This is a genomic window from Pseudomonas sp. SK, assembly GCF_012975065.1.
Lineage (GTDB): Bacteria > Pseudomonadota > Gammaproteobacteria > Pseudomonadales > Pseudomonadaceae > Aquipseudomonas > Aquipseudomonas anuradhapurensis.
The window spans coordinates 5,359,305-5,380,986 of sequence record NZ_CP051857.1 but is presented as its reverse complement, the minus strand read 5'-3'; the positions used below and the strand labels follow the sequence as shown (position 1 = coordinate 5,380,986).

Annotated in this window: 27 protein-coding genes; 22 read left to right on the top strand and 5 right to left on the bottom strand. The window is 54.6% G+C overall.

Annotation, left to right across the window (positions count from 1 at the left end; all coding sequences use genetic code 11):
* The 3 genes from HG549_RS24490 to HG549_RS24480 are packed head-to-tail and all read left to right on the top strand — an operon-like array spanning position 1 to position 3,430.
* Complete coding sequence (locus HG549_RS24490; RefSeq protein WP_170033501.1) at positions 1-2,088, top strand: site-specific integrase; 2,088 nt, start codon at positions 1-3, stop codon at positions 2,086-2,088.
* Positions 2,088-2,600, top strand: a complete 513-nt coding sequence (locus HG549_RS24485) for a hypothetical protein (RefSeq protein ID WP_021783586.1) — start codon at positions 2,088-2,090, stop codon at positions 2,598-2,600. Before HG549_RS24490 ends, HG549_RS24485 begins: the two co-directional genes overlap by 1 nt.
* Positions 2,597-3,430 carry a thymidylate synthase gene (locus HG549_RS24480; protein WP_021783587.1) on the top strand — a complete coding sequence of 278 codons (834 nt, stop codon included), beginning with the start codon at positions 2,597-2,599 and terminating at the stop codon, positions 3,428-3,430. The genes HG549_RS24485 and HG549_RS24480 overlap by 4 nt, the downstream gene beginning before the upstream one ends.
* 121 nt (positions 3,431-3,551) lie before the next feature.
* Here the strand turns inward: HG549_RS24480 and HG549_RS24475 are convergent, their stop codons facing one another.
* Positions 3,552-4,043, bottom strand: coding sequence for a helix-turn-helix domain-containing protein (locus HG549_RS24475; protein WP_021783588.1), 492 nt, complete (start codon positions 4,041-4,043; stop codon positions 3,552-3,554).
* 225 nt (positions 4,044-4,268) lie between these two features.
* On the opposite strand from HG549_RS24475, the gene HG549_RS24470 reads away from it, so the two are divergent.
* From HG549_RS24470 to HG549_RS24455, 4 genes are all read left to right on the top strand, one after another.
* The gene (locus tag HG549_RS24470; RefSeq protein ID WP_031322386.1) at positions 4,269-4,649 is read left to right on the top strand and encodes a hypothetical protein; all 381 of its coding nucleotides are present in this window, start codon (positions 4,269-4,271) and stop codon (positions 4,647-4,649) included.
* Between the two features lie 3 nt (positions 4,650-4,652).
* A complete protein-coding gene (locus tag HG549_RS24465) occupies positions 4,653-5,048 on the top strand; it encodes a hypothetical protein (protein WP_021783590.1) in 396 nt (131 codons plus the stop codon).
* A gap of 87 nt (positions 5,049-5,135) precedes the next feature.
* Positions 5,136-5,864, top strand: a complete 729-nt coding sequence (locus tag HG549_RS24460; protein ID WP_047934421.1) for a metallophosphoesterase — start codon at positions 5,136-5,138, stop codon at positions 5,862-5,864.
* 65 nt (positions 5,865-5,929) lie between these two features.
* Complete coding sequence (locus HG549_RS24455) at positions 5,930-6,322, top strand: hypothetical protein (RefSeq protein ID WP_170033499.1); 393 nt, start codon at positions 5,930-5,932, stop codon at positions 6,320-6,322.
* 16 nt (positions 6,323-6,338) lie between these two features.
* On the opposite strand, the gene HG549_RS24450 is transcribed toward HG549_RS24455, so the two are convergent.
* Positions 6,339-6,632, bottom strand: coding sequence for a hypothetical protein (locus tag HG549_RS24450; RefSeq protein WP_021783593.1), 294 nt, complete (start codon positions 6,630-6,632; stop codon positions 6,339-6,341).
* A 702-nt stretch (positions 6,633-7,334) separates the two neighbouring features.
* Positions 7,335-7,631 (bottom strand): hypothetical protein, encoded by a 297-nt coding sequence (locus tag HG549_RS24445; protein WP_170033497.1) that lies wholly within the window; start codon positions 7,629-7,631, stop codon positions 7,335-7,337.
* 343 nt (positions 7,632-7,974) lie between these two features.
* Between HG549_RS24445 and HG549_RS24440 the strand changes: the two genes are divergently transcribed.
* The 12 genes from HG549_RS24440 (at position 7,975) to HG549_RS24385 (ending at position 16,411) form a co-directional block, all read left to right on the top strand.
* Positions 7,975-8,166 (top strand): hypothetical protein, encoded by a 192-nt coding sequence (locus HG549_RS24440; RefSeq protein ID WP_021783596.1) that lies wholly within the window; start codon positions 7,975-7,977, stop codon positions 8,164-8,166.
* 80 nt (positions 8,167-8,246) lie between these two features.
* Positions 8,247-8,453 carry a hypothetical protein gene (locus HG549_RS24435; RefSeq protein ID WP_021783597.1) on the top strand — a complete coding sequence of 69 codons (207 nt, stop codon included), beginning with the start codon at positions 8,247-8,249 and terminating at the stop codon, positions 8,451-8,453.
* 142 nt (positions 8,454-8,595) lie between these two features.
* Complete coding sequence (locus tag HG549_RS24430) at positions 8,596-8,961, top strand: histone-like nucleoid-structuring protein, MvaT/MvaU family (RefSeq protein WP_021783598.1); 366 nt, start codon at positions 8,596-8,598, stop codon at positions 8,959-8,961.
* 397 nt (positions 8,962-9,358) lie between these two features.
* Entirely contained in the window at positions 9,359-10,144 is a 786-nt protein-coding gene (locus HG549_RS24425) for an SDR family NAD(P)-dependent oxidoreductase (protein WP_021783599.1), read from the top strand.
* 59 nt (positions 10,145-10,203) lie between these two features.
* A complete protein-coding gene (locus HG549_RS24420) occupies positions 10,204-10,764 on the top strand; it encodes a TetR/AcrR family transcriptional regulator (protein ID WP_021783600.1) in 561 nt (186 codons plus the stop codon).
* A 95-nt stretch (positions 10,765-10,859) separates the two neighbouring features.
* Positions 10,860-11,192 (top strand): carboxymuconolactone decarboxylase family protein, encoded by a 333-nt coding sequence (locus tag HG549_RS24415; protein ID WP_009681453.1) that lies wholly within the window; start codon positions 10,860-10,862, stop codon positions 11,190-11,192.
* A 45-nt stretch (positions 11,193-11,237) separates the two neighbouring features.
* Entirely contained in the window at positions 11,238-11,909 is a 672-nt protein-coding gene (locus tag HG549_RS24410; RefSeq protein ID WP_021783601.1) for a DsbA family oxidoreductase, read from the top strand.
* A 67-nt stretch (positions 11,910-11,976) separates the two neighbouring features.
* On the top strand, positions 11,977-12,543 hold the full coding sequence (locus tag HG549_RS24405; protein ID WP_021783602.1) for an OsmC family protein: 567 nt from the start codon (positions 11,977-11,979) through the stop codon (positions 12,541-12,543).
* Positions 12,544-12,571: 28 nt separating this feature from the next.
* Positions 12,572-13,669 carry an alkene reductase gene (locus HG549_RS24400; protein ID WP_082044636.1) on the top strand — a complete coding sequence of 366 codons (1,098 nt, stop codon included), beginning with the start codon at positions 12,572-12,574 and terminating at the stop codon, positions 13,667-13,669.
* A gap of 48 nt (positions 13,670-13,717) precedes the next feature.
* Complete coding sequence (locus HG549_RS24395) at positions 13,718-13,933, top strand: 4-oxalocrotonate tautomerase family protein (RefSeq protein WP_009681449.1); 216 nt, start codon at positions 13,718-13,720, stop codon at positions 13,931-13,933.
* 252 nt (positions 13,934-14,185) lie between these two features.
* Positions 14,186-15,025, top strand: coding sequence for a class II aldolase/adducin family protein (locus HG549_RS24390; protein WP_009681448.1), 840 nt, complete (start codon positions 14,186-14,188; stop codon positions 15,023-15,025).
* A gap of 72 nt (positions 15,026-15,097) precedes the next feature.
* Positions 15,098-16,411: an MFS transporter gene (locus tag HG549_RS24385; RefSeq protein WP_021783604.1), complete on the top strand. Its 1,314-nt coding sequence runs from the start codon at positions 15,098-15,100 to the stop codon at positions 16,409-16,411.
* A 28-nt stretch (positions 16,412-16,439) separates the two neighbouring features.
* On the opposite strand, the gene HG549_RS24380 is transcribed toward HG549_RS24385, so the two are convergent.
* The gene (locus HG549_RS24380; RefSeq protein ID WP_170033495.1) at positions 16,440-17,327 is read right to left on the bottom strand and encodes a LysR substrate-binding domain-containing protein; all 888 of its coding nucleotides are present in this window, start codon (positions 17,325-17,327) and stop codon (positions 16,440-16,442) included.
* A 103-nt stretch (positions 17,328-17,430) separates the two neighbouring features.
* Between HG549_RS24380 and HG549_RS24375 the strand changes: the two genes are divergently transcribed.
* Complete coding sequence (locus tag HG549_RS24375) at positions 17,431-18,384, top strand: AEC family transporter (RefSeq protein ID WP_021783606.1); 954 nt, start codon at positions 17,431-17,433, stop codon at positions 18,382-18,384.
* Between the two features lie 43 nt (positions 18,385-18,427).
* Here HG549_RS24375 and HG549_RS24370 read toward each other — a convergent pair whose 3' ends face one another.
* The gene (locus tag HG549_RS24370) at positions 18,428-19,321 is read right to left on the bottom strand and encodes a LysR substrate-binding domain-containing protein (RefSeq protein WP_170033493.1); all 894 of its coding nucleotides are present in this window, start codon (positions 19,319-19,321) and stop codon (positions 18,428-18,430) included.
* Between the two features lie 117 nt (positions 19,322-19,438).
* Between HG549_RS24370 and HG549_RS24365 the strand changes: the two genes are divergently transcribed.
* Positions 19,439-20,278, top strand: a complete 840-nt coding sequence (locus tag HG549_RS24365; RefSeq protein WP_046784304.1) for a class II aldolase/adducin family protein — start codon at positions 19,439-19,441, stop codon at positions 20,276-20,278.
* Positions 20,279-20,364: 86 nt separating this feature from the next.
* Positions 20,365-21,672, top strand: a complete 1,308-nt coding sequence (locus HG549_RS24360; RefSeq protein ID WP_170033491.1) for an MFS transporter — start codon at positions 20,365-20,367, stop codon at positions 21,670-21,672.
* The last annotated feature ends 10 nt before the right edge of the window (positions 21,673-21,682 follow it).

The window sequence follows — 21,682 nt, the reverse complement described above, 5'->3', positions numbered from 1 at the left end:
ATGGAACAGTTCGAATTTTCAACTCTACTGTCTTTCGCCAAGTACCGAGAAACCGTATCTGCGATTCTGCTTCAGTTGAAGTCAGGTGATGATGATATTGCTTCGGGTGAAGCTCTCAAATTTCTGAATTATATTCAGTCATTACAGGTATCCAAGCTTTCCGCCTTTGTTTCGCCGGTCTGGGACTTCAATGCGGACTATCCGAATGCATCACGGCACATTCGCGGAGCGAAGCTGCGAATGGACTTCACAAAGTACCCGAATATTCCTGAGTTTGCGATGCTTGAGTTGCGAACTGCCTTCATGCTTATTTTGAAGGGGATTAGTGGAGTGCCGGAGCAAGGAAGCTCCATGCGAATTTCCAAGGCGCTTCCAAAACCTAATACAGTAATAGCTAGATTCGAAGCTGGATTACGATTCTTAGATAAAACCTTTTCGGCTGCAGTCCAAGAGTTAGGGCGGGAACATGTTGAACGCGAATTTCTGTCGGTTCACATGCTGCCTTCTCACTTGTACGAGGAAGCTGCGAAAGACTTTGAATATGTCTTTGATAATGCTTTGGAAGTTTTTTTTAAAGGGCTTCGCTCTGGATATCTCGTAGAGAATGTCTTTGGCTCATGCTTGCCAGTTGTAAACCTTTCAACGCTAAAATGGAAGCTTCTTGGTAAAGCTAAACGTCCTGAGGGAGAGGAGAAAAAGAAGCGACAGGTGCTTCCAAACGACGTTTTTGAAGTATCCTCGCGCGCTTCCTCGCTGGCCATCGTCGATTTTCTTGACGCTATGGGTGAAAGGGTTGTCGATACTCTTACTTTGAGTCGGCGCAACTCGGAAAAACAATTATTAAGTCATATATATGGATTGTGTCCGCTCAAGTTTAACGTGTATGTTTATAAGCGTCTTGCGTACAAGGGTTTTCCTAAGAGTGAAGTCTCCAAGGTGGTTGGGGATACGTTTTTTGATTTAAGCTATTACTTTTTTACAGACGCTCTAGATGCGGTGAAGATGTATTCTGAAGATACTGGCTCAAAGATTGACGATGGGTTTAGGTATTATTTGAATTATGTTAACTATGCTTGTATGTACGTCATTGGCCAGTATACAGGCATGCGCCCTTCTGAATATGCCGAACTTTTGGCGAGTTCCTGCTTAATATTTGATGGCACTTACTGGGTGTTGAGAAGTAATGTCAGTAAGCAAGAAGATAACCTAGTCGAACTCTTTGATGACTTCTGGTTGGCGATTCCGATTGTTCGCGATGCTGTGCGTGTTGCTCAGTTACTTGCCAAATATAAGAATAACGATTTCATTTTTTCGAACGTCGACACGGTGCCCTTTGGCAAGCAGGGTCAGCCGCTTGGTGGTGCCGGCTCCAAGGAGACGCTAGATAAATTCTTCAAGAAGGTTCTGACTCCTGAGCAGTTCTCCGACCTCGACTTCAATGCTTATATGATGCGGCATACGCTCGCCTATCAACTGTACCGTGCGGATGTGGGCCTTCCCTTCATCTCTCACCAGCTGAAGCATTTCGGCGAAATCGTAGGGGTGGGCCATTCTGAGCGGGGTTTCAGTAAGACAACGCTGGGATACGGCGAGATCGCTGACATGCTGACGAAGAACGGAGGCAAAGGCGTCAGCGGCAAGTCCTTTCGACATGACGCCGAGGTTGAGAGCATCAAGCAGCGATTCGATCCTGATGGCAGTTATGCCGGTGTGAACGCTGCAGCCCACAAGGAGCGTTTGCAGAGGGTCTTCAAAGGTTACATGGCATCCGGACACACCAAGGACGATATCTTTGAGGCCATGGCTGAACAGCACATCGCTGTCATCAGCGTGGGCCAGGGCTTCTGCTACGGTGGCGGGCCCATGGAGTTCGATGAATCGATCCCCTGCATCGGCGGGCTTCGCTGCAACCCGAACCGTTGCGAAAATGCTGTCGTCAGCAAGGCCAACGCCCCTGCCTGGCGAGATGTGTATTATCAAAACAAGAAGCTGCTGGAGAACCTTGAGTACGCCCATCTGCATGCCCAAAGCAAAGCTGCAATGGAAGAGGCCTACGGGGTGCTTGAGCTGCTGGGAGAAGAACTCTGATGACGGATTCCCACGCTTTCGATCAGAAAAACAAAGAAGATTTTGATCGTTATTCTGAGCTGCTCGCGCAAGCGCTTCTGGATATCGCGGCGAATGACTCACTGAAAGCAACGGCGGCAGAACTGAGCCGGCTAACGGGTATTCACCGCAATACTATCAGGCAGCGTGTATGGCCTCTGGAACGGCTGGAGACCATCAAAGAAAACCGGCGCATTGAAGTTCTTCGCCAACAGGTCACAAAAAAGAAACCAGTTGATCCTGTGGTGCTTCTGACTGAAAAGCTGGAGAACGCAAGGGTTGAGATTCTTCATTGGTTCACTAAGTGCAGGGATGCGGAGGAAGAGCATCAGAAGAGCGAAAGAAAATATATTAACATGGTAAGTTCTCGAGATACTTATCAAAACCTTCTGGCGGATGCTAACAAGCGGCTCTTGGACTCGCAGAAGGAAATTGATAGACTCAAGCAGGTTATCAGTATCCTGGAAGCTGCCCAGGCGGAGAAAATTTCATGAAAAGCTACCTGGAACTACTGACAGACGTTCTAGAAAACGGTGCGGTCAAAGATGATCGCACTGGTACCGGTACTGTGAGTGTCTTTGGTCGTCAGTTTCGCCATGACTTGTCGAAAGGCTTTCCATTACTTACAACTAAGAAGCTGCATTTCAAGAGTATTGTTAATGAGCTGATTTGGTTCCTTAATGGTGATACCAATATTAAGTGGCTCAATGAGAATGGCGTGAAGATTTGGAATGAGTGGGCCACCGAAGACGGTGATCTAGGCCCGGTCTATGGCAAACAGTGGACAGCCTGGCCTACCAAGGACGGCAAGACGATCAATCAGATCGACTATGTCGTCAATGCGCTGAAGACGAACCCTAATAGCCGACGGATCTTGTTCCATGGGTGGAATGTCGAGTTCCTCCCTGATGAGAAGGTGAGCCCGAAAGAGAACGCCAAAAACGGCAAGATGGCACTCCCTCCGTGCCACCTGCTGTACCAGTTCTATGTTGTGAACAACAAGCTGTCTTCACATTTATTCATCCGTTCGTCCGACAGCTTCCTCGGCCTGCCATACAATACGGCGTCCTTGGCGTGCTTGACCCACATGCTGGCTCAGCAGTGCGACCTGGATGTAGGTGAGATCGTGATTTCGTTGAGTGATGTCCACATCTACTCCAATCACATGGAGCAGGTGAAAACTCAAATCGCTCGTGAGCCTCGGCAGCTGCCTGAGTTGAAGCTGCTTCGCAAGCCGGCATCGATTTACGATTACAAGTTCGAAGATTTCGAACTCGTTGGCTACGACCCGCACCCTCACATCGCGGCAGCCGTCTCGGTCTGATTGACCTGGCATACGATTACCGGCCCTATGGGTCGGTTGTCGTGTTCAGCTGACTTCCCGCCGGCAGTACAACTCGGGGAGCCTACAGCGCCCCCTGGTGAGAATTTGAAGGCTCAACTGCTCAGGCCTTCCGCTCCCCCGCTGGCATGTGCCAGAACTTGTGGACGGTGGAATAAGGCATCCCCAGCTTCACTGAGGTCGCTTTCTGGCTGAGGCCTTCAGCCTTGCAGTCGAGGATTGCTTTGATCCTGTCTGGAGGAGTCGGCGGCTTGCCGGATTTGGCTGCTATCAGACTCCCATTCGAGAATTGCGCAGGCAGGCTTTCCATCACACGCATCTCACGAAGCTTACTCAGCTCTGTCCAGAGGTGCGTCATGAACTCTTCAAGTTGTTCTTGGCGCTCGTAGCAAGCGGCAGCTGCGAGGAGTGCTACCGAGTCGACGTCCAAGCGTTTACTGATGTCTTCGAGCATCTCGAAGCTGATGTTGGATTTCGCGTGCTCGATCCTGTGCAAATGCCGAGGCTCCACCGTGGATGCGAGCTGTTCTTGGGACAGGCCGCGAGCGGCACGAGTGGTGCGGAGCACGGCTGCCAGGGTGTATCGCGTTGGCATGGTAGAGCTTCCCGCAAAGGGAAGCATAAGGCCACACTGAAAATTCTACATCCACGTACTATAGGCAGTGAATGTAGAATGGTGTTATGGTGGCGCCATCCGTTCCCGCATGTGGCTTTTGTTCTCAAAGCACGATCATCCGTGGGCGCGAGATTGTCAATTTATATGAATTGTTTAAGGGCGAAGTGCTAGCTAGATGCCCGCGATTGATAGGTGGAGTGTGTTGTGCTGGTCACCCAAAGAACCGAACTACGAGGGCAGTTTTTAGCTCTGGACAGCCTGAATTTGTTTTGGGATTCAGCAAGCCTCAATCCTGATTGCTATTACTTTGTCGTTGAAGGAAGTGGCTTCGTTAATGGCTGTTTAGGCCCCTCCGTGCGTTTGGTGTCGAGCGTTGAGGTTGTAGATTCCCTCTGCAAAGGGGATGCAGTGGATTTTTTAAGCGTTAATAAAGTCCAGCTACTCGCCCCTCCAGCGATGACCAATCAATCCGAGTTCTCGATGAAGCTGCTCTCCGAAATTCGGATCAAGGAAGGTACCCAGCCGACCCCGGTGTACGAATTTGTCACGAGTGATGGCCACGTCTATTCGAGCGCGAGAGGCTGAATCATGGTCATCTCGTTGGATGAGATAACGGAGTTTCTTTACGGCGCCGGGGAGCTATTGGAGGGTTGGACAGGTACGAGAGTTGACCTAGTTCAAGCTGCGCACGAACGCTTTTCAGGTAAAGCGTTTTGCCTGGTGCAGCGCTGGATTCTGGTAGAGCTGCCTCCGGAAGAGGTTGAGACGTTACCGAATGGAATAGCGCCCATGGTGATCTTTGCCCATGACGTGATCCATGACAGCCGGAGGCGCTTTGCGCCACGCTCCTGGGTGAGATCCACGTATGCGGTTTCGTTCGAGCACCCGTGCATGTTTGAAACGAAAAGCACGGTCTACCTTCTCGTCGGAGATGGTTACAGGAAGCAGGCGAAGCTCGAGCTGGTTTTGTCGTTGCAGCCGTAGAGCATTCCAGATTTTTGAGCCCGGCCCCCTCTGGGTGGCCTTGGATGGGCGACGTAGCCTTCCGCAGCGTGGAGTACGGGGTTCCGTATGAAGGTTTTGGTTTTTTCTGATTTGCACTTGGAGTTTGCTGACTTCCAGCCACCTTCAGTAGACGCGGATCTCGTTGTACTTGCAGGCGACATTTCAGTGCGTAGCCGGGGTGTGCATTGGGCAAATGAGGTCTTCGATTGCCCGGTGATTTATGCCTGCGGCAACCACGAGCATTACGGCGGAAACGTTGACCGGACGTTGGCCAAAATGTGTGAGGCTGCTGCGCACCACGTGCATGTGCTGGACAACCAGAGCATCGTCATTGGCGGCGTCCGTTTTTTGGTCGCTACGGCTTGGACGGATTACACCGCAACCGGTGATTACAGGGCCGCGATGCGGGAGTGCGCAGAGTGGATGACTGACTTCAAACGGATCCGCGTCGGTACCGGCTACAGCAAGCTTCGCCCAGTCGACCTCATTGCCCGGAACATTGCTGCTCGTGCTTACCTGGCCTCAGAGCTCGCCAAGAGCTTTGACGGTTCGACCGTCGTGGTCACGCACCATTGCCCTATCCCTGAGGTCGCCGGGAGTGGTCATGAGGGTCACTTGGGGGCTGCTTATTTCAATGCTTGGCACGACTTGGTAGCGCAGGCCGACGTGTGGATTTTTGGTCATACGCATCACGCGGTGGACAAAGTCGTTTTTGGCTGCCGTGTGGTCTCCAATCCGAAAGGATATCCGGGTGAGCGTACGGGGTTTTCTCCGGAGTTCACCGTCGATATTTGAAAGCCGCTTAAGCGGTCAGCACCAAGTGCATTGGTATGGTTTAGACGCATTAACAGGATGTGTGAATGGCAGATCAAATGAAGGAATACTGCGGTGAAGAGCTCTCTACTTTTCAACTCAAACGGGTCATCCGGGCAATGGCTCAGAAGTACCCTATGCCCATCACGGCTTACCTGAGTGATGTGGTCATCTCGTCCGACTGCGCGCTCGGTGTTGTTTTTGGTCAGATGGTTCAAGGACATGGGTCGCACATGCGTGGCTACACGCTGAGGACGGAGCCGATCTACACCCTGTCGAAGATAGGGCGGTATTGGGTGATCTCCTCGAAATGCGGGAATTACGTGCTGACGACCTTCAGGCGCGGCACAGGCCGTGACAGCCTTCGAGCATTGATCGCAACAGCCGACGAGCCGGATTCGCGTTCAGCAAGGCAGCCAGGCGCCTTGACGGGCGCCTGAAGACGCGAATGGTTCATCAACTGACCGTCGAAAGCAGCGTCCGCAGGAAATCTTTTCGGCGCTGGATGCTGCTCAGGATTACGTAGTCCCTTTCGCCGTCTGGGCGGAGATGGCCAGCTTCGACCAGGCCGAAGATGAAGCCTTCTGCCTTGGCTCTTGCCACGCAAAGGTCTTGCTCGGTTGTGCAGCTGTGAATGTCATCAACGAGGCGTTTCCAGCACTCGCTCTGACGCCTGCCGGTGGCATCGGCGGCGAAAGCGGGCGCATGGATAAGGGACGCGTAATAGCCAGGACGCGAGGTGGTGCTCAAGGAGGGTTCTCCTAGGGAATGGGGATGGCAAGGCTATCACGCGTTTATTCATTCGCCTGTTAACAGTCCGGCCATGGAGCGCTCAGTTCAGACGTAGCAACGATCACGCAAGGAGATTGAAATGGTCAAAAGCCGCATACCGCTCTCTAGCTGTCCAATCGAGGAAACTCCAGCGATCACCATCCCAAGCAGCGTCGCAAACGCAATGGAACGTTCCTTTGGGGTCGAGATAACGGGGTACTTGTCGAGTGTGCGATATGGGGCCGGTGAGCTATCCCTCAAAGGGATCGTTTTCGGTGATCGCGAGCGTCGCTTCGAGGATGGATCGTCGATCATCACATCAATCGTCCTCGACTTCCAAGAGCTTCAGGGCTTCTTGGTTGTACGAACCTTACGCAGTGTCTATGTGGTGTGCGATTGGGCTGGCGAATGCGCTCGTGAGAATTCGGAAACCAGGCACTGAGTGTATGGCTTGAGTCCTGATGAGCGAGTTAAAGAGTGGGATAAGGAATGAAGCTCTCGCGATTAGATGAACCTAACGAAATTGTCGACGTCACTTGTGACGGCTGTGGGTGTTCTACGCGTGGGAGTGAGGGCGATTTTCAGTTTGGAACACTGCACGGAGCATGGGGTAACGGGGCGACACACCAGAGTGAGGTGTACGAGTTGCACCTCTGTGAAAGCTGCTTCTTCACTCAGCTATCAGGCATCAAGCGAGCGCGGTGGCTCGGCATGATGTTCGAAGAAAAAGCGGACGCCTTCCTGGCCGATGAAGCCTTTGGGCGGATAGAAAACTCCACGAGGGGCAGGGATTGAAGCGGGATCGATGAGGTTTTGCTCTTCGGTAGATCCTGCAGGTGGTTGATGGCCATGAGCCATTGAAAGGCGACTTCCGAAAATATTTTCAAAGACCCCCCTTGAAATTTTTTTTGCGGGACGGAGTATATTATTTGTAATCAAAAATAAGCTGCTCTCTCCCACCTTTCCCCCGTCACTCATCGAATACCCTTCAGCTGCTTCTATTGCTTTGCTTTTTCTTTGTCCATGGCTATTCGCTATTAACAGGAAGGTCGACTGGCTTTTGATGCTTTTTTTATCAAAGGCTACGATGTCTCCTGCCTTGAGCCGTCGTAGTGGTAATCGCTTATCCGGCCGCTAGGCCGGCTAGCTTTTCTATTGACCTCAAATGCAGAGCGGCTTAGATTTTTTTTGAGCAGCCCTTACCACACCTCGGTGGCCGTGACGCCGTTTCCGAGCCCGTTCGTGGTCAATTTGAAGGCACCAATGGGCGGTTTAGGTTGGCGTCGCGGCCGATAGCTCTTGGCTAGCCCAGGTATCTTCCATGAAGGATTATCAGGCCAGGTTGAATGAGGCCACCGCAGATCTTCACTACTGCGATTTGATCTTCACGAGCCAAGAATCTGCTGAGTTGAAACGGCTGGCCAAAGAGCTTCAGGCAGCCGGTCAACACCCAGGACTGGCTGGGGTCGTGAGCTGCATCCTCGAGAATACAGGAGGTGGTAGAGAGGGATGATCGACATACTCAACGCCCCTCAAGCCTGAGTAATCTTGAGCTCACGCCACCCGGAACCTTTGTCCATTGGAGTAGCAGTCATGAAAGACCTCAGCAAAATGCTTCCTCATGATCATCCGATGTACGCGGAAGCCGTCGAGGCGTTGAAGGCGTATCACCAGGCGCAGGATGGCGGTATTACTGGTGCTGAGCTTGAGCGGCTGCGTTTGCTCACTGATCACCGCTTCCAGGCGGTCACGGACTATCAGCTTCAGGCTCTGGGCGGCCCGGCAGTGACCAGTCATTGAACGATGATACTGGTTAGTCAACTGGCACTCTTAAGTATGAGTTTCGAATTAGGCCCAATTGGGCAGTACTTTTTCACTTCGATGTAGCAGTCGAATATGACAAACTATCCTCTTGTTGAAACAACCATCTAGGAAGAAGCATATGTCTCGTCTCGCCGAATTCCGACGCTTAGAGCAGCAACTCGCTCAACAGCTCGCAGAGCTGGAAGCTATGAAAGGTGATTCCGCAATCAAGGCGGAGATGGAATTTGAGGAGAAGCTGCGCGCCTTACTTGGCGAGTATGGCTACACCCTTCGGGATGTCATCAACATCCTGGATCCGCAAGCAGGCAGCCGCCGTCAAGCTCCCCAGCCTCAAGAGAAGTCCGTTCGCAAACCACGTGAAATCAAGGTATACAAAAACCCGCACAATGGTGAGCTAGTGCAGACCAAAGGCGGTAACCACGCTGTTTTGAAAGCTTGGAAAGCTGAACATGGTGCTGAGACTGTGGAGTCGTGGCGCCAGTAATCATCGCGTTTTGATGAGGTGTGGGCCCGATAGATAGCCTCATCTGGTAAATCGCCGACGAGGAAATGAACCCTTCAGCGGTAAATCAATCCCCCGTCGCGGAGAGTCGGAGACCCCGAGCTACACCATTAAAAAAACCGCCTGTTGGCGGTTTTTTTGTTTCCGTCTCGACCTGGCTTGGGCAATCCAAGAACGATCAAATGAAGGGTGTCTTCGTGCTGGTCATTAGCTGGTCTAGCTTCCTTTAGTTGTACCGGTTTCTGATCCGCCCGGGTTAGCGCCCCCTCGCGGCGTCATCCACTCCCTCTGACCGATCACGACAGGCGGTAGCTTGACACCCAAATCACGCAGGCCTAATCTACCTACCAGTAGATAGACAAGCGAGGAGGTACTACTCATGCAGTTCAAAGGTCGTAAGCTTCTGGTTGTAGGTGGTACGAGCGGCATCGGTCTTGAAACCGCACGTATGGTGGCGGAACAAGGCGGCTCAGTCGTGATCGTGGGTAACCGTGCCGAAAAGGCCGAAGCGGCCCGTAAAGAGCTGGCAGCTCTGGTAGGTGAGAATAAGGTCATTGCTTATTCGGCTGACCTCACCGACTTCGCTAGCGTGAAGGGATTGATCGAGAAACTGGCTGCCGAGCACAAGGACATTGATCTGATGGTCAACTCCGCCGGCATCTATTATCCAAAGGCCTTCGTTGAGCACTCGTTGGAGGACTACGACAACTTCCTCAACCTCAATCGCGCCATTTTCTTCCTGACCCGTCACGTAGCTGCAGAATTGGTCGCGCAGAAAAAGCATGGCTCGATCGTAAACGTAACTGCTGCTGCTGCCCGCCAGGCCGTTGAAGGTGTACCCGCATCAGCTTACTCAATGGCCAAGATCGGCCTGGACACGCTCACTCGCCACGCAGGTGCAGAGTTGGCAGAGCATGGTATCCGCGTGAATTCGGTAAGCCCTGGCATTGTGGAAACCAAGATTTTCGAACGCTTCATTCCTGGTGATCAGCTGGATGGTGCCCTGAAGGACTTCAACAATTTCCACCCGCTGGGCCGCAACGGCACTCCGCGTGATGTCGCTGAATCGATCGTCTTCCTGCTGTCGGACAAGGCGTCGTGGGTAACTGGCGCGGTGTGGGATGTTGACGGCGGGGTCATGGCCGGTCGTAAGCAAGGCAAGTAACATACTGGTAGTGGCCGGAATCGCTCTTTTCTGGTCGAGCGATTGTGGCAGGAGAATTTATGACACTGGCAACACGGGACGCATTGATTCAAACCGCTGAAGGGCTGATGCGTACCAAGGGGTATGCGGCATTCAGCTATGCAGATCTTGCCGATGCGGTAGGTATTCGAAAGGCGAGCATTCACTACCACTTCCCGACGAAGGAAGACCTTGGGATTGCGATCGTTGAAGAATATGTATCTCGGGTGGAGGCTGAGTTCGAACGTATCGAAATCAATCACCCAAGTGCACTGGACAGACTTCATGCGTTTTTCGTGTTGTTCCATGCCAGTACTGAAGGTGGGCTTCTACCACTGTGTGGTGCGCTGGCCGCTGAAATGGCTGCGTTGCCCGAGGGGCTGCAGCGACAAACGCGCAGGTTTTTCGATGTGCAGCTGTCCTGGTTGACCGGAGTCATGGAGCAAGGAATCGCCTCAGGAGAAATCACCCGAGGTAGGGGCTCCAGAGAGAAGGCTTATTTGCTGTTGAGCATCCTTGAAGGTTCCAGCTTCATTAACTGGGCCACCAACGAAGATGACCATGTGAACAAGGCAGTAATTTGGATGATCGCAGAGTACTGATCTCTGCAAGAGCACAGGGTCGAAGCGCTGTCCGTGTCGGCCCATTTTTTGGCTAATCTTACCTATCAACTAGTAGGGTGGTAATCATGTCTAGCATGCCTAATTGGGAACAAACCATCACCGACGTCAGTGCCCGCCTGAAAGAGTTCGGCGCACATTCGCCTGACACCCTGCGGGGCGTGGCAATGCTCGGTAACGCCGGCAACAAAACCAATCACCTGGACGCGAAGACTCGCGAGCTGATCGCGCTGGCGGTGGCAGTAACGACTCGCTGTGACGGCTGCATCGCGTTCCATGCAGCGGAAGCCAAGAAGCTTGGCATCACGACCGAGGAAGTCGCTGAGGCACTTGGAGTAGCAGTGAACCTGAATGCCGGCGCGGCGGTTGTTTACAGCACCCACGTGCTGGATGCCATGGATCGTAGCTGATAGCCCAGGCCGTTCTTTGTGACAGCAAAGGTGCAGAGGAAAGTTATGAAAAAGATCACGGTTGAAGTCTATTCCGACTTTGTCTGTCCCTGGTGCTGGATAGCAAAGAAGCGATTGGAGCAGGCAATCGGCGCTCTTCCGAGCGACGTAGAGGTTGAAGTTGTACCCAGGGCCTACCGCTTGGCCAAAGGCATGCAGCCCATCGCATTCGAGAAGGCACTGGTGCTGAAGACAGGTAGCCGGGCTCGTGCACAGGTCTTCATGGAAGCTATTCAGGAAGTCGCCTCTCTTGAGGGCTTGGACTACCGCTTCGATGTGATGCGTTTCGGGGACACCAGTGCGGCGCATCAGTACGTGAAAGCCATTTCGAGTCCGACGCTACAGGCGAAATATGTAGAGCGACTCTACGCAGCTGGAACTACAGAGGGGCGCGACATTTTCGATGAGCGAACACTTAGAGATCTTGCAGCTGAAGTTGGTGCTGCTGACCTCTTTGGATTCGATTCTTCGGAAGCAGCGATTCTCAGCGATGAAGCAACCGTTAAGGGCCTTGGCACCGGCATCCCATTGTTCGTTGTCAATGGCAACCGCTATCTCTCAGGGGCCCAAGAGATTGAGGTGTTCTCCAAGGTGCTGAAATCAGCTGTTGAGGATCTTTCGAACGATGGAGAGAGCGTGAGTGGAGCAAGTTGCTCGATTTCTGGTTGCGAGAGCTGACCAGGCCATCGCCTTCACCTGTTTTTTATTTCTGATTTTTTATCCACGATTTTGAGAGGAACTGAAAATGGACAAGCATCTCAACGGTATCGATGTCGCTGCTCTGCAAGCCTTTGCACAGGGCGTCGCTGAAGATCCAGCCAAGCGTCACGCACGCTTCAAAATCAACACCAAGTGGGAACATCAGACCCGCACCGTGGCGACCATTGACCGCTTCCACCTGAGCGGCACCGACTACCCACGAAACGTCCAGATCGCGGCTGATGAGCCGCTGGAGCTGCTGGGTACCAACTCTGCCCCCAACCCGCAGGAGCTACTCATCTCTGGCCTGAACGCCTGCCTCTCAGTTGGCTATGTGGTGAACGCGTCGGCCATGGGCATCACTATCCACAGTCTGGAAATCGAAACCAGTGGCGAGCTGGATCTGCGTGGCTTCCTGGGCCTGGACGAAAGCGTCAACCCAGGCTTTGACGAGATGAGCTACGTGGTGCGCATCCACACCGATGCACCTGCAGAAAAAGTGGAAGAGCTGCATCGCATCGTCACCAAGACTTCCGTGAACCTCGCCAACTTCTCGAAGGCCATCCGCATGGTGCCCAAGCTGGAAGTTATCGCTGGTCAACCAACCGCCTGATTCACGAAGTTGTTTGCAGAGGTAGATCATGAAAAAGCTGTTTACTCCTTACGACCTGGAAGGCCTCAAACTCGCCAACCGCGTTGTGATGGCCCCAATGACCCGCACCCGGACGGAAGACAATGTGCCGTCCGAGCTGACCGCTCTGTACTACGCGCAGCGGGCCTCGGCGGGCCTAATTATCACTGAAGGCCTGCCGATCTCCGACGAGGGGCGCGGTTACCTGTACACCCCCGGCATTTACACCGACGAGCAGACCCGCGCTTGGCGCGAGGTAACTGATGCCGTTCATGCTAAAGGCGGCAAGATCTTCGCCCAGCTGTGGCATGTAGGCCGGATGTCTCACGAATCGCTGCAGCCTGGCAACGCAGCGCCTGTTTCGGCAAGTGCCGAGCCTGCTGTGGGCACTACGGTTTACGCCTGGACTGCACCCGGTGTGGCTGGCCCGGTCGCACCGAGTGTCCCGCGTGCTTTAACTGTGGATGAGATCCACCGCGTGACCGAAGACTTCGTTGCCGCCGCACTGCGAGCGGTGGATGCGGGCTTCGATGGTGTGGAGCTCATGGCGGCTAACGCATTCCTGTTCGACCAGTTCCTGAGCAGCCAAATCAACACGCGTACCGATGAGTACGGCGGCTCGATTCAAAACCGACAGCGCTTCTTGCTGGAAACGGTCGACGCGATTGCTGATGCCATTGGCAGCTTCCGTGTCGGTGTTCGTATCTCGCCGTTTGGGCGCCTGTATGACCTTCGCCCGTACCCGGAAGAGGAAGCAACCTGGAACAGTGTTGCTGCCGAATTGAACGAGCGCGAATTGGCCTTCGTCCATCTGAACTACCAGCCAACACTGGACGCGGTTCCATTCCCGGATGGTTTCTACAAGCAGTTCCGCTCGCTCTATAAGGGCACGGTCATTGGCGCAGGTGGCTTCACCGCTGAGCTGGCAGAAGCGGAGCTGCAGAACGGCAATCACGATCTGATCGCCTTCGGCACCTCCTACATCGCCAACCCCGATCTGGTGGAGCGGATGCAAAACGGCTGGCCTCTGGCCCCCAGCGATCATTCCACGTTCTACGGTGTGATCGGGGCAAAAGGCTACACGGACTACGCGCCTTACCAGGCTTGATCAGGCGTGTTGATCATCGGAATACCCAATAACTGAAGGAGTGCGGTTATGCCATTGGTAACTGTGAAAGGCATCGAAGGTGTTTTCTCTGCGGAGCAGAAGGCAGAGATCATCAGCAAGATCACCGACGCCATGGTCTCGGTTGAAGGCGAGAAAATGCGTGGTGTGACCTGGGTCATCTTCGAAGAGGTGAAGAGCGGTGACTGGGGCATCGGTGGTGAGCTCATTACCACTGACAAAGTCAGAGCTATGCAAAACGCCTGACAACCTTCCAATGCTGCATCGCAGCATCAGTGCAATGTGCCCTGGCGTTTACTCGCTCCAGGGCATTTTGCGTTTCAAGGGCTGAATTACGATCAGGCCCTCGAGAGCTTTCGTAGTGCCGGCTTCATGCCGTAGATGCCAAACAGCGAAGACTGAATTTTATTGAGCCTTGCTTGAAAACGGATCGTTTGTCACCCCCACGCCAGATCGAGACCATGACGTCACCCCAAACAATAACCAGAGGTGGTAATCGTGGAATCGGTACTCAAACTTGACCCAACCGCAGGCGGTAAGAAGCGCATTTCGATTTATCAGCCTGAACAGGAAGGGCTCATCTTCCCCGAGATCCCTGAGTTCAAGAACTTCGAAGAAGAGCGTCAGTACCGCAAGAAGCACCTGGTGGCTGCGTGCCGCGCATTCGCCGAGCACAGCCTCGATTACGGCTTTGCTGGTCACCTGACTGTCCGTGATCCAGAGTTTCCTGAGCTGTACTGGACGAACCCGATGGCCGTTCACTTCTCACAGGTCAAGATGTCCAACCTGATCCTGGCCGACCACAAGGGCAAAGTGGTTCAGGGTGACTACGCCATCAACCGTGCCGGTTTCGTGTTGCACGCTGCCGTCCACGAAGCGCACCCGGACATCGTTGCGATGTGCCACGCTCACACCATCTACGGTGGCGCATGGGCCTCCACCGGGCGTCCGCTGCTGCCGATCACCCAAGATGCTGCCGTGTTTTTTGAAGACCACGTCGTCATCACTGCAGAAGCCGGCGCCGTTGCGGTGGAGACCAAGGCTGGTAACGCCGTCTGCGATTACTTCAAAGACGTGCGCGCTGCTATTCACCAAAACCACGGCCTGCTGACCGCGAGCCGCCACAGCATCGACGAAGCCGCATTCTGGTTCATCGCTCTGGAACGCTGCTGCCAGCAGCAGTTGCTGATCGAGGCCTCTGGCATCACACCAAAACTGGTGTCGCCAGAACGTTGCCGCTACAGCCGTGAGAACGTGGGCAGCCCCTTCATTGGCTGGCTGCACTTCCAGGCGCTGTACGACAAGATCGCGGCTGAGCAGCCTGACATGTTCTCGTAACGCCCTCTGGCGCTGTCCGTCCGGGCGGCGCCTCTTCCTTACCGCACAATAACAATGACTGGAGATAGGCAGATGCCTAATGCTCTTGATGCTGCCTGCGTCCCCGATTCGCGTTCCATTCCGGACGAGTCAAAGCTGTACGCGCGCTTAACCCTTCGACTGATCCCCTTTCTCTTTCTGTGCTACGTGTTCGCTTACCTGGATCGGGTGAACGTCGGCTTTGCCAAGTTGCAGATGCTCGACGAACTCAAGTTCAGCGAGACCGTGTACGGTCTTGGGGCCGGGATCTTTTTCTTCGGTTACTTCATCTTTGAGGTGCCGAGCAACATGATGCTGCACAAGATCGGCGCTCGTCGGTGGATCGCCCGCATCATGGTCAGCTGGGGTGTACTGTCAGCCTGTATGGTGTTCGTACAAACGCCCGCCATGTTCTACATGCTGAGATTCCTGCTGGGGGTTGCTGAGGCCGGATTCTTCCCCGGTATCATCCTTTACCTGACCTACTGGTTCCCGTCTTCCCGGCGCGGGAAAATTACTGCGATGTTCCTCACTGGCATCCCCATGGCGGGTGTCCTGGGCGGGCCACTCTCGGGGTGGATCATGTCGACCACTCACGGGTGGCATGGCTATTCAGCCTGGCAGTGGCTGTTCGCCCTTGAAGCAATACCTTCGATCATCGCCGGCTTCGTCGTCCTCTTCTACCTGCGGGACAATCCGGACGATGCCAAGTGGCTCACTACAGAAGAGAAGGCCGTTTTAAAGCGTAATCTTCAGGGAGAAGACCAGTCGCACCATGGACACTCTGCTTTCAGCGCCTTCACCAATCCCAAGGTGTGGCTGCTGAGTGCAGGCTACTTCGGCGTGATGATGGGCTTGAACGGAATCACCTTCTGGCTTCCGTCGCTGATCAAAAACTCGGGAGTTCAGAATGCGGCGGAAGTCTCACTGCTAACCACTATCCCGTATGCCCTGGCGACGATTGCCATGGTCATGACCGGGCGTCATTCGGACAATGTACTAGAGCGTCGCTGGCATGCGGCGGTGCCTGCGGTGATCGGCGCCTTGGGGTTGGTGCTCGCCACCACAACAGCGCAAAACCCCATGTTGACGGTGGCATTTCTCTCGGTGGGTGCCATGGGCGTGATGACTGCTATGAGCCAGTTCTGGTGCTATCCGCCTGCATTCCTAGGCGGTGTAGCGGCGGCGGCAGGAATCGCGATGATCAACTCCATTGGCAACCTGGCGGGGTTCATCAGCCCCTACTTGATCGGCTGGGTGAAAGACACCACTGGTTCTACCAGCATCGCGCTCTACTGCATCGCGGCTGCGCTGGTGTGTGCTGCGGTGGTCTGCCTGGCGATGCCCAAATCGGTGGTGAATCGCTAGCAAACAAATGTCGATACCCGCCGAGCGATCATGGCGGATCGAGGCGGGTGCCGACCGATTGAATGAAGGCGGAGAGGCATGGGTTGGAGTTCTCCATGTTCCAGACCATCCCCAAGGTGATCTCGGGTGCGTTGGTAATTGGAATGAACAGAACCGAGTCTGGATTCGATTTCGACATGGACGTTGGAATGATCGAGACGCCGAGACCTTCACCAACCAGATTGACTATCGTCCCTTGCAGCTGGGTGTACATCCGCACGCGAGGTTCGAATCCACTGTCTCGACATAGTTTGAAGATTGTGTCGTGCAGGGCGGAGGCGGTGTCGCGAGGGCTCAAGATGAAGGGCTCATCAATGAGGTCTTGGACTGTTACCGACTTTTTGCGTGCCAGCGGATGATCTCCCGGCACCGCGATACTCAGGGACTCACGCTGCAATTCCCGATATTGATACGGTGGCTGAACCGTGGCTTTGAAGGTCAGGCCAATATCGCACTCTCCGGTCTCGACAGCTTTCATCAAGGCGCCAGGTATCAGCTCGCTCAGTTCAAGGTTCACACCGGGAGCGTTTACAGCGTAGGACTTGATCATCTTGGGTAGGCCAGACCAGGCGATCATGGACGTAAATGCGATACGCAACTCCCCCTTCTCGCCCCGAGCGACAGCTTGAGTGGAGCGAATCGCCGAGTCCATAGCCTGTATGACTAGTTGCGCGCTTCGTTGAAACTCGGAACCTGCAGCGGTGAGCTCCACCGACCGGGAGGTGCGAGCGAACAGCCGGCAGCCTAGCTGAGATTCAAGATCAGCAATCTGCCGACTCAGCGAGGGCTGCGCTACGTTTACCTGCGCTGATGCTTTGCCGTAGTGCAGGTGGTCGGCCAAGGCAAGAAAGTAGCGTAAGTGGCGATGTTCGATCATTGATGCTCCAGAGGTATCGATCTGATACTTCATAGTCATTGGACTGCATTGGTCGGCGATTTTAATCTATGCAGGCCTAAAATCCCCTCCAAACGTGGAAGTCATGTACACCGTCCTTGCAATCGTTTTGCCGATCTTTGCCCTCATCCTCGCAGGCTTCATCTGCCGCAAGACCAACCGACTCGGAGACCAGGCCGCCTCCGAGATCAACAAGATGGTGGTATGGCTCTGCCTACCCGCGCTGCTGTTCAAGGTGACCGCGACCGCGTCGTGGGCTGAAATCTGGCAGCCTGGCTTCATCATTTCCTTCGGAGCCGGCACGCTGGCCATTTTTGTCGCTACTTTGATTTGGCGGTTGAGTACCGGCCACAGCCTTGCCACTTCAAGCATCGACGGCTTGAGCGCTGGCTATGCGAACACTGGCTACATCGGCATTCCGCTGTGTGCGATTGTCTTCGGCCATCCAGGTCTTCAACCGGCGCTCATTTCGACGATCATCGTTGTGTGCCTGCTCTTCGCCATTGCGGTGATCTGCATCGAAATCGGCTTGCAGGAAGAGCGGCATCTCGGCAGAGCAGTAGGGGTCGTAGTGAAGGCGCTGTCCAAAAACCCTCTGGTGATTGCGCCCATCGCTGGGGCTGTATGGGCAATGACAGGTATTCCGCTGGCTCACCCAGTCATGAGCTTCCTCGACATGCTCGCTACGGCTACCACGCCTTGTGCTCTCGTTTCGCTTGGCCTGTTCTTGGGCCAGAAAACGGTCAAGTCGACTGGAGGGAAGAGCAACCCTTGGCCGCTGGTCACCATCAAGCTCGTGGGACAGCCGCTACTGACCTGGTTCCTGGCGTTCAAAGTCTTCGCTCTGCAGTCTATGTGGGCCAATTCCGCGCTGTTGCTCAGCGCCTTGCCCACCGGTACTGGGCCCTTCATGCTGGCTGAATTCTATCGTCGGGAGGCAGGGCTTATCTCCCGCACCATCCTGATCTCCACCCTGGGTTCCCTGGCTACCCTAACCGGGCTGATGATCTGGATGAATACGGGTATTGCAGGGGCCTAGGGTTAGCCGTTGCTGCTGACAGTGGAGCGGTGAAGGGCGAGCATCAAGCTTCATGGATCTGGTTCATGATCCATTCCTTGAACCGCTCAATTTTGCGGCTCCCTTTCATCGAGCCACGGTAGCAGAGGAAATGCATCTCCCGCTGCAAGGGAGGCTGATGTCCATTCAGTACGACCAGAGAGCCTTGGCGCAACTCTGTCTCTGCCAGACGGGTGGACTCCAGGGCAATACCCAGCCCATCCGCTGCGGCGGAGAGGACGAGCGCGGCACGGTCGAACGACAAACCGCCCAAGTCTGCGCGTTCGGCAATCCCTTCATGGCGGAACCAGTCGCTCCAGCGCACTGGGCTCAGTTGGGAGTCGATAAGTGAGCCAGGCTTAAGCAGGTGCAGTTCGAGCGTCTGGGAAGCGTCGAAGAACTGCTTCGAGCTCATGGGGGCGATAGTCTCCAACCCCAGAGGTTCGGCAATCACGCCCACCCGCTGGATCGGCGCCCCGTAGGTGATCGCAATGTCGATCTCCTCGTGTCGGGTGAGCTCAGGCGGCGTGGCGCTGGAAGTGAGGCGGATATGAAGCGGATTGGGTTCACTGACGAGGCGAGCGAGGCGTGGTGAAAGCCATTTGGAAGCAAAGCTTGGCGAGCAATGAACGGCCAGGTGCAGTTGCTCGGCGCTCGGCATCCACATAGAAAGTGCAGACTCCAGGCCGTCGAGCGCGACGGTCAAGCGCTGGGCAAGCGCCCGCCCCTGGATCGTCAACTCCACCGAGCGAGGCTGACGTTTGAACAACTCCATGCCCAGAGTGGCCTCCAGCTTTCTGACCTGGTGGCTAACTGCCGAGGCGGATAGATGGAGCTCATCGGCGGCGGCAACGAAGCTTTCCAGGCGCGCAGCAGCTTCAAATGCTTTGATTGCGGCGAAGTTGGGAATCTTTCTCATTATTATTAGGTTAGGCTCAATTTAATTCAACCTTGGGTGAAAAGCCTTCGTTTGTCAATCCATACGCCTAAAGTCAACTATGGGTCTCCAAAAACAATAAAAGATGAGGTAGGCACTATGGATCCCTTGCTGCGGATTGAACCAGCATCTAACGGAAAGCGCCGCATTTCGGTTTATCAACCTGAACAGCAGGGTCTGATCTTTCCGGAAATTCCTGACTTTAAAAGTTACGAAGAAGAGCGGCAGTATCGTAAGAAACATCTCGTTGCAGCCTGCCGTGCATTCGCGAAACACAGTCTCGATTACGGTTTCGCTGGTCACCTGACAGTACGCGACCCGGAATTCCCGGAGTTGTACTGGACGAACCCAATGGCCGTCCACTTCTCCCAGGTCAAGCTGTCCAATCTGATCCTCGCGGATCACGAGGGTAAGGTGGTACAGGGCACCTACGCGATCAACCGGGCCGGCTTCGTTCTGCACGCCGCCGTTCACGAAGCGCATCCTGACATCGTCGCTATGTGCCACGCCCATACGATCTATGGTGGGGCGTGGGCTGCAACCGGGCGACCACTTCCGCCTATCACCCAGGATGCGGCAGTTTTCTTTGAAGACCACGTCGTCATCACTGCGGAGGCCGGCGCCGTTGCAGTCGAGGCCAAGGCCGGCAAGTCGGTCAGCGAATACTTCAAGGATGTGCGTGCGGCCATTCACCAGAACCACGGCCTGCTCACCGCCAGCCGGCATAGCATCGACGAAGCCGCATTCTGGTTCATTGCGCTGGAGCGGTGCTGCCAGCAGCAACTGCTGATCGAAGCCAGCGGCATCACGCCGAAGCTGGTATCGCCTGAGCGCTGCCGTTACAGCCGTGAAAACGTGGGCAGCCCTTTCATTGGCTGGCTCCATTTCCAACCCATCTACGACCAACTCGTGGCAGAACAGCCGGACATGTTCTCCTGACCCTCTCTGCAGCAGCGCCGAACCTGGAAAGGCGCTGCTGCACGATTCGACGCCTACAACTACAAAATCATTCGGAGATTGGCATCATGTCTAATACTCTAGAGGCACCCTATGCCGTCCAGGATTCAGCAGCTGAGTCCCAATTGTATACCCGTGTGGCCTTGCGACTTATTCCGTTTCTCTTTATCTGCTATGTGTTTGCCTACCTTGATCGAGTGAATATTGGCTTCGCTAAACTTCAAATGTTAGATGAGTTGAAGTTCAGTGAAACAATTTATGGTCTGGGTGCCGGGATATTCTTTCTTGGTTATTTCATCTTTGAAGTTCCGAGCAACATCATTCTGCACCGGGTAGGTGCGAGACGCTGGATCGCCCGGATCATGATCAGCTGGGGCATCCTTTCGGCCAGCATGATCTTCGTTCAAACGCCGACGCAGTTTTACGTGTTGCGCTTCCTGCTCGGGCTAGCAGAAGCTGGCTTCTTTCCCGGCATCATTCTGTACCTGACCTACTGGTTCCCGCCGTCCCGCAGGGGCAAGATCACCGCAATGTTCATGACCGGCATACCAATGGCGGGCGTCATTGGTGGCCCTCTGTCTGGATGGATCATGGCTTCTACGCATGGTTTGATGGGGCACTCGGCTTGGCAATGGCTGTTCTTCCTGGAGGCGCTGCCATCGATCATTGCAGGTGTCGTCGTGCTGTTCTATCTGCAGGACAAGATCGACGATGCCAAGTGGCTGTCTGCGAGCGAGAAAGAAACGCTGAAGCGTAACTTGGAGAAAGAGGGTGGGACGAAGGAAGTTCACTCGGTGTTCGGCGCATTCCGCAACAAGCGAGTATGGGTACTGAGCTCAGGCTACTTCGGCTTCATGATGGGGCTATACGGTGTCAGCTTCTGGCTGCCATCGCTGATCAAAAGTTCGGGCATCCAGGAAGCCTCCACGGTGTCGCTGCTCACCACCATCCCTTATGCGTTCGCTACCGCAGCGATGATCTTCACCGGTCGTAGCGCTGACCGCAGCAAGGAGCGTCGTTGGCATGCCGCTGTGCCGGCAGTGCTCGGTGCGACAGGACTGGTGCTCAGCACCCTAACGTCGGGCAACCCTGCGGTTTCGCTTGTCTTCCTGTCGTTGGCTACCATGGGAATCATGACCGGGCTTTGCCAGTTCTGGTGTCTGCCTCCAGCATTTTTGGGTGGGGCTGCGGCTGCGGCAGGTATCGCCATGATCAACTCGGTCGGTAACCTAGCGGGCTTCATCAGCCCCTACATGATTGGCTGGGTGAAAGATGTCACCTCATCCACTGACCTGGCGCTGTACTGCATCGCAGGCTCGTTGATCTTCGCGGCGTTCATCTGCCTCATGATGCCCAAGTCCATCGTCAATCGATGAACTCCTCCAG

Coding starts and splice junctions, on each gene's coding strand:
- HG549_RS24490 (WP_170033501.1), top strand. CDS start 1: ATGGAACAGTTCGAATTTTCAACTCTACTGTCTTTCGCCAAGTACCGA.
- HG549_RS24485 (WP_021783586.1), top strand. CDS start 2,088: ATGACGGATTCCCACGCTTTCGATCAGAAAAACAAAGAAGATTTTGAT.
- HG549_RS24480 (WP_021783587.1), top strand. CDS start 2,597: ATGAAAAGCTACCTGGAACTACTGACAGACGTTCTAGAAAACGGTGCG.
- HG549_RS24475 (WP_021783588.1), bottom strand. CDS start 4,043: ATGCCAACGCGATACACCCTGGCAGCCGTGCTCCGCACCACTCGTGCC.
- HG549_RS24465 (WP_021783590.1), top strand. CDS start 4,653: ATGGTCATCTCGTTGGATGAGATAACGGAGTTTCTTTACGGCGCCGGG.
- HG549_RS24460 (WP_047934421.1), top strand. CDS start 5,136: ATGAAGGTTTTGGTTTTTTCTGATTTGCACTTGGAGTTTGCTGACTTC.
- HG549_RS24455 (WP_170033499.1), top strand. CDS start 5,930: ATGGCAGATCAAATGAAGGAATACTGCGGTGAAGAGCTCTCTACTTTT.
- HG549_RS24445 (WP_170033497.1), bottom strand. CDS start 7,631: ATGAGTGACGGGGGAAAGGTGGGAGAGAGCAGCTTATTTTTGATTACA.
- HG549_RS24440 (WP_021783596.1), top strand. CDS start 7,975: ATGAAGGATTATCAGGCCAGGTTGAATGAGGCCACCGCAGATCTTCAC.
- HG549_RS24435 (WP_021783597.1), top strand. CDS start 8,247: ATGAAAGACCTCAGCAAAATGCTTCCTCATGATCATCCGATGTACGCG.
- HG549_RS24430 (WP_021783598.1), top strand. CDS start 8,596: ATGTCTCGTCTCGCCGAATTCCGACGCTTAGAGCAGCAACTCGCTCAA.
- HG549_RS24425 (WP_021783599.1), top strand. CDS start 9,359: ATGCAGTTCAAAGGTCGTAAGCTTCTGGTTGTAGGTGGTACGAGCGGC.
- HG549_RS24420 (WP_021783600.1), top strand. CDS start 10,204: ATGACACTGGCAACACGGGACGCATTGATTCAAACCGCTGAAGGGCTG.
- HG549_RS24415 (WP_009681453.1), top strand. CDS start 10,860: ATGCCTAATTGGGAACAAACCATCACCGACGTCAGTGCCCGCCTGAAA.
- HG549_RS24410 (WP_021783601.1), top strand. CDS start 11,238: ATGAAAAAGATCACGGTTGAAGTCTATTCCGACTTTGTCTGTCCCTGG.
- HG549_RS24405 (WP_021783602.1), top strand. CDS start 11,977: ATGGACAAGCATCTCAACGGTATCGATGTCGCTGCTCTGCAAGCCTTT.
- HG549_RS24400 (WP_082044636.1), top strand. CDS start 12,572: ATGAAAAAGCTGTTTACTCCTTACGACCTGGAAGGCCTCAAACTCGCC.
- HG549_RS24395 (WP_009681449.1), top strand. CDS start 13,718: ATGCCATTGGTAACTGTGAAAGGCATCGAAGGTGTTTTCTCTGCGGAG.
- HG549_RS24385 (WP_021783604.1), top strand. CDS start 15,098: ATGCCTAATGCTCTTGATGCTGCCTGCGTCCCCGATTCGCGTTCCATT.
- HG549_RS24380 (WP_170033495.1), bottom strand. CDS start 17,327: ATGATCGAACATCGCCACTTACGCTACTTTCTTGCCTTGGCCGACCAC.
- HG549_RS24375 (WP_021783606.1), top strand. CDS start 17,431: ATGTACACCGTCCTTGCAATCGTTTTGCCGATCTTTGCCCTCATCCTC.
- HG549_RS24370 (WP_170033493.1), bottom strand. CDS start 19,321: ATGAGAAAGATTCCCAACTTCGCCGCAATCAAAGCATTTGAAGCTGCT.
- HG549_RS24365 (WP_046784304.1), top strand. CDS start 19,439: ATGGATCCCTTGCTGCGGATTGAACCAGCATCTAACGGAAAGCGCCGC.
- HG549_RS24360 (WP_170033491.1), top strand. CDS start 20,365: ATGTCTAATACTCTAGAGGCACCCTATGCCGTCCAGGATTCAGCAGCT.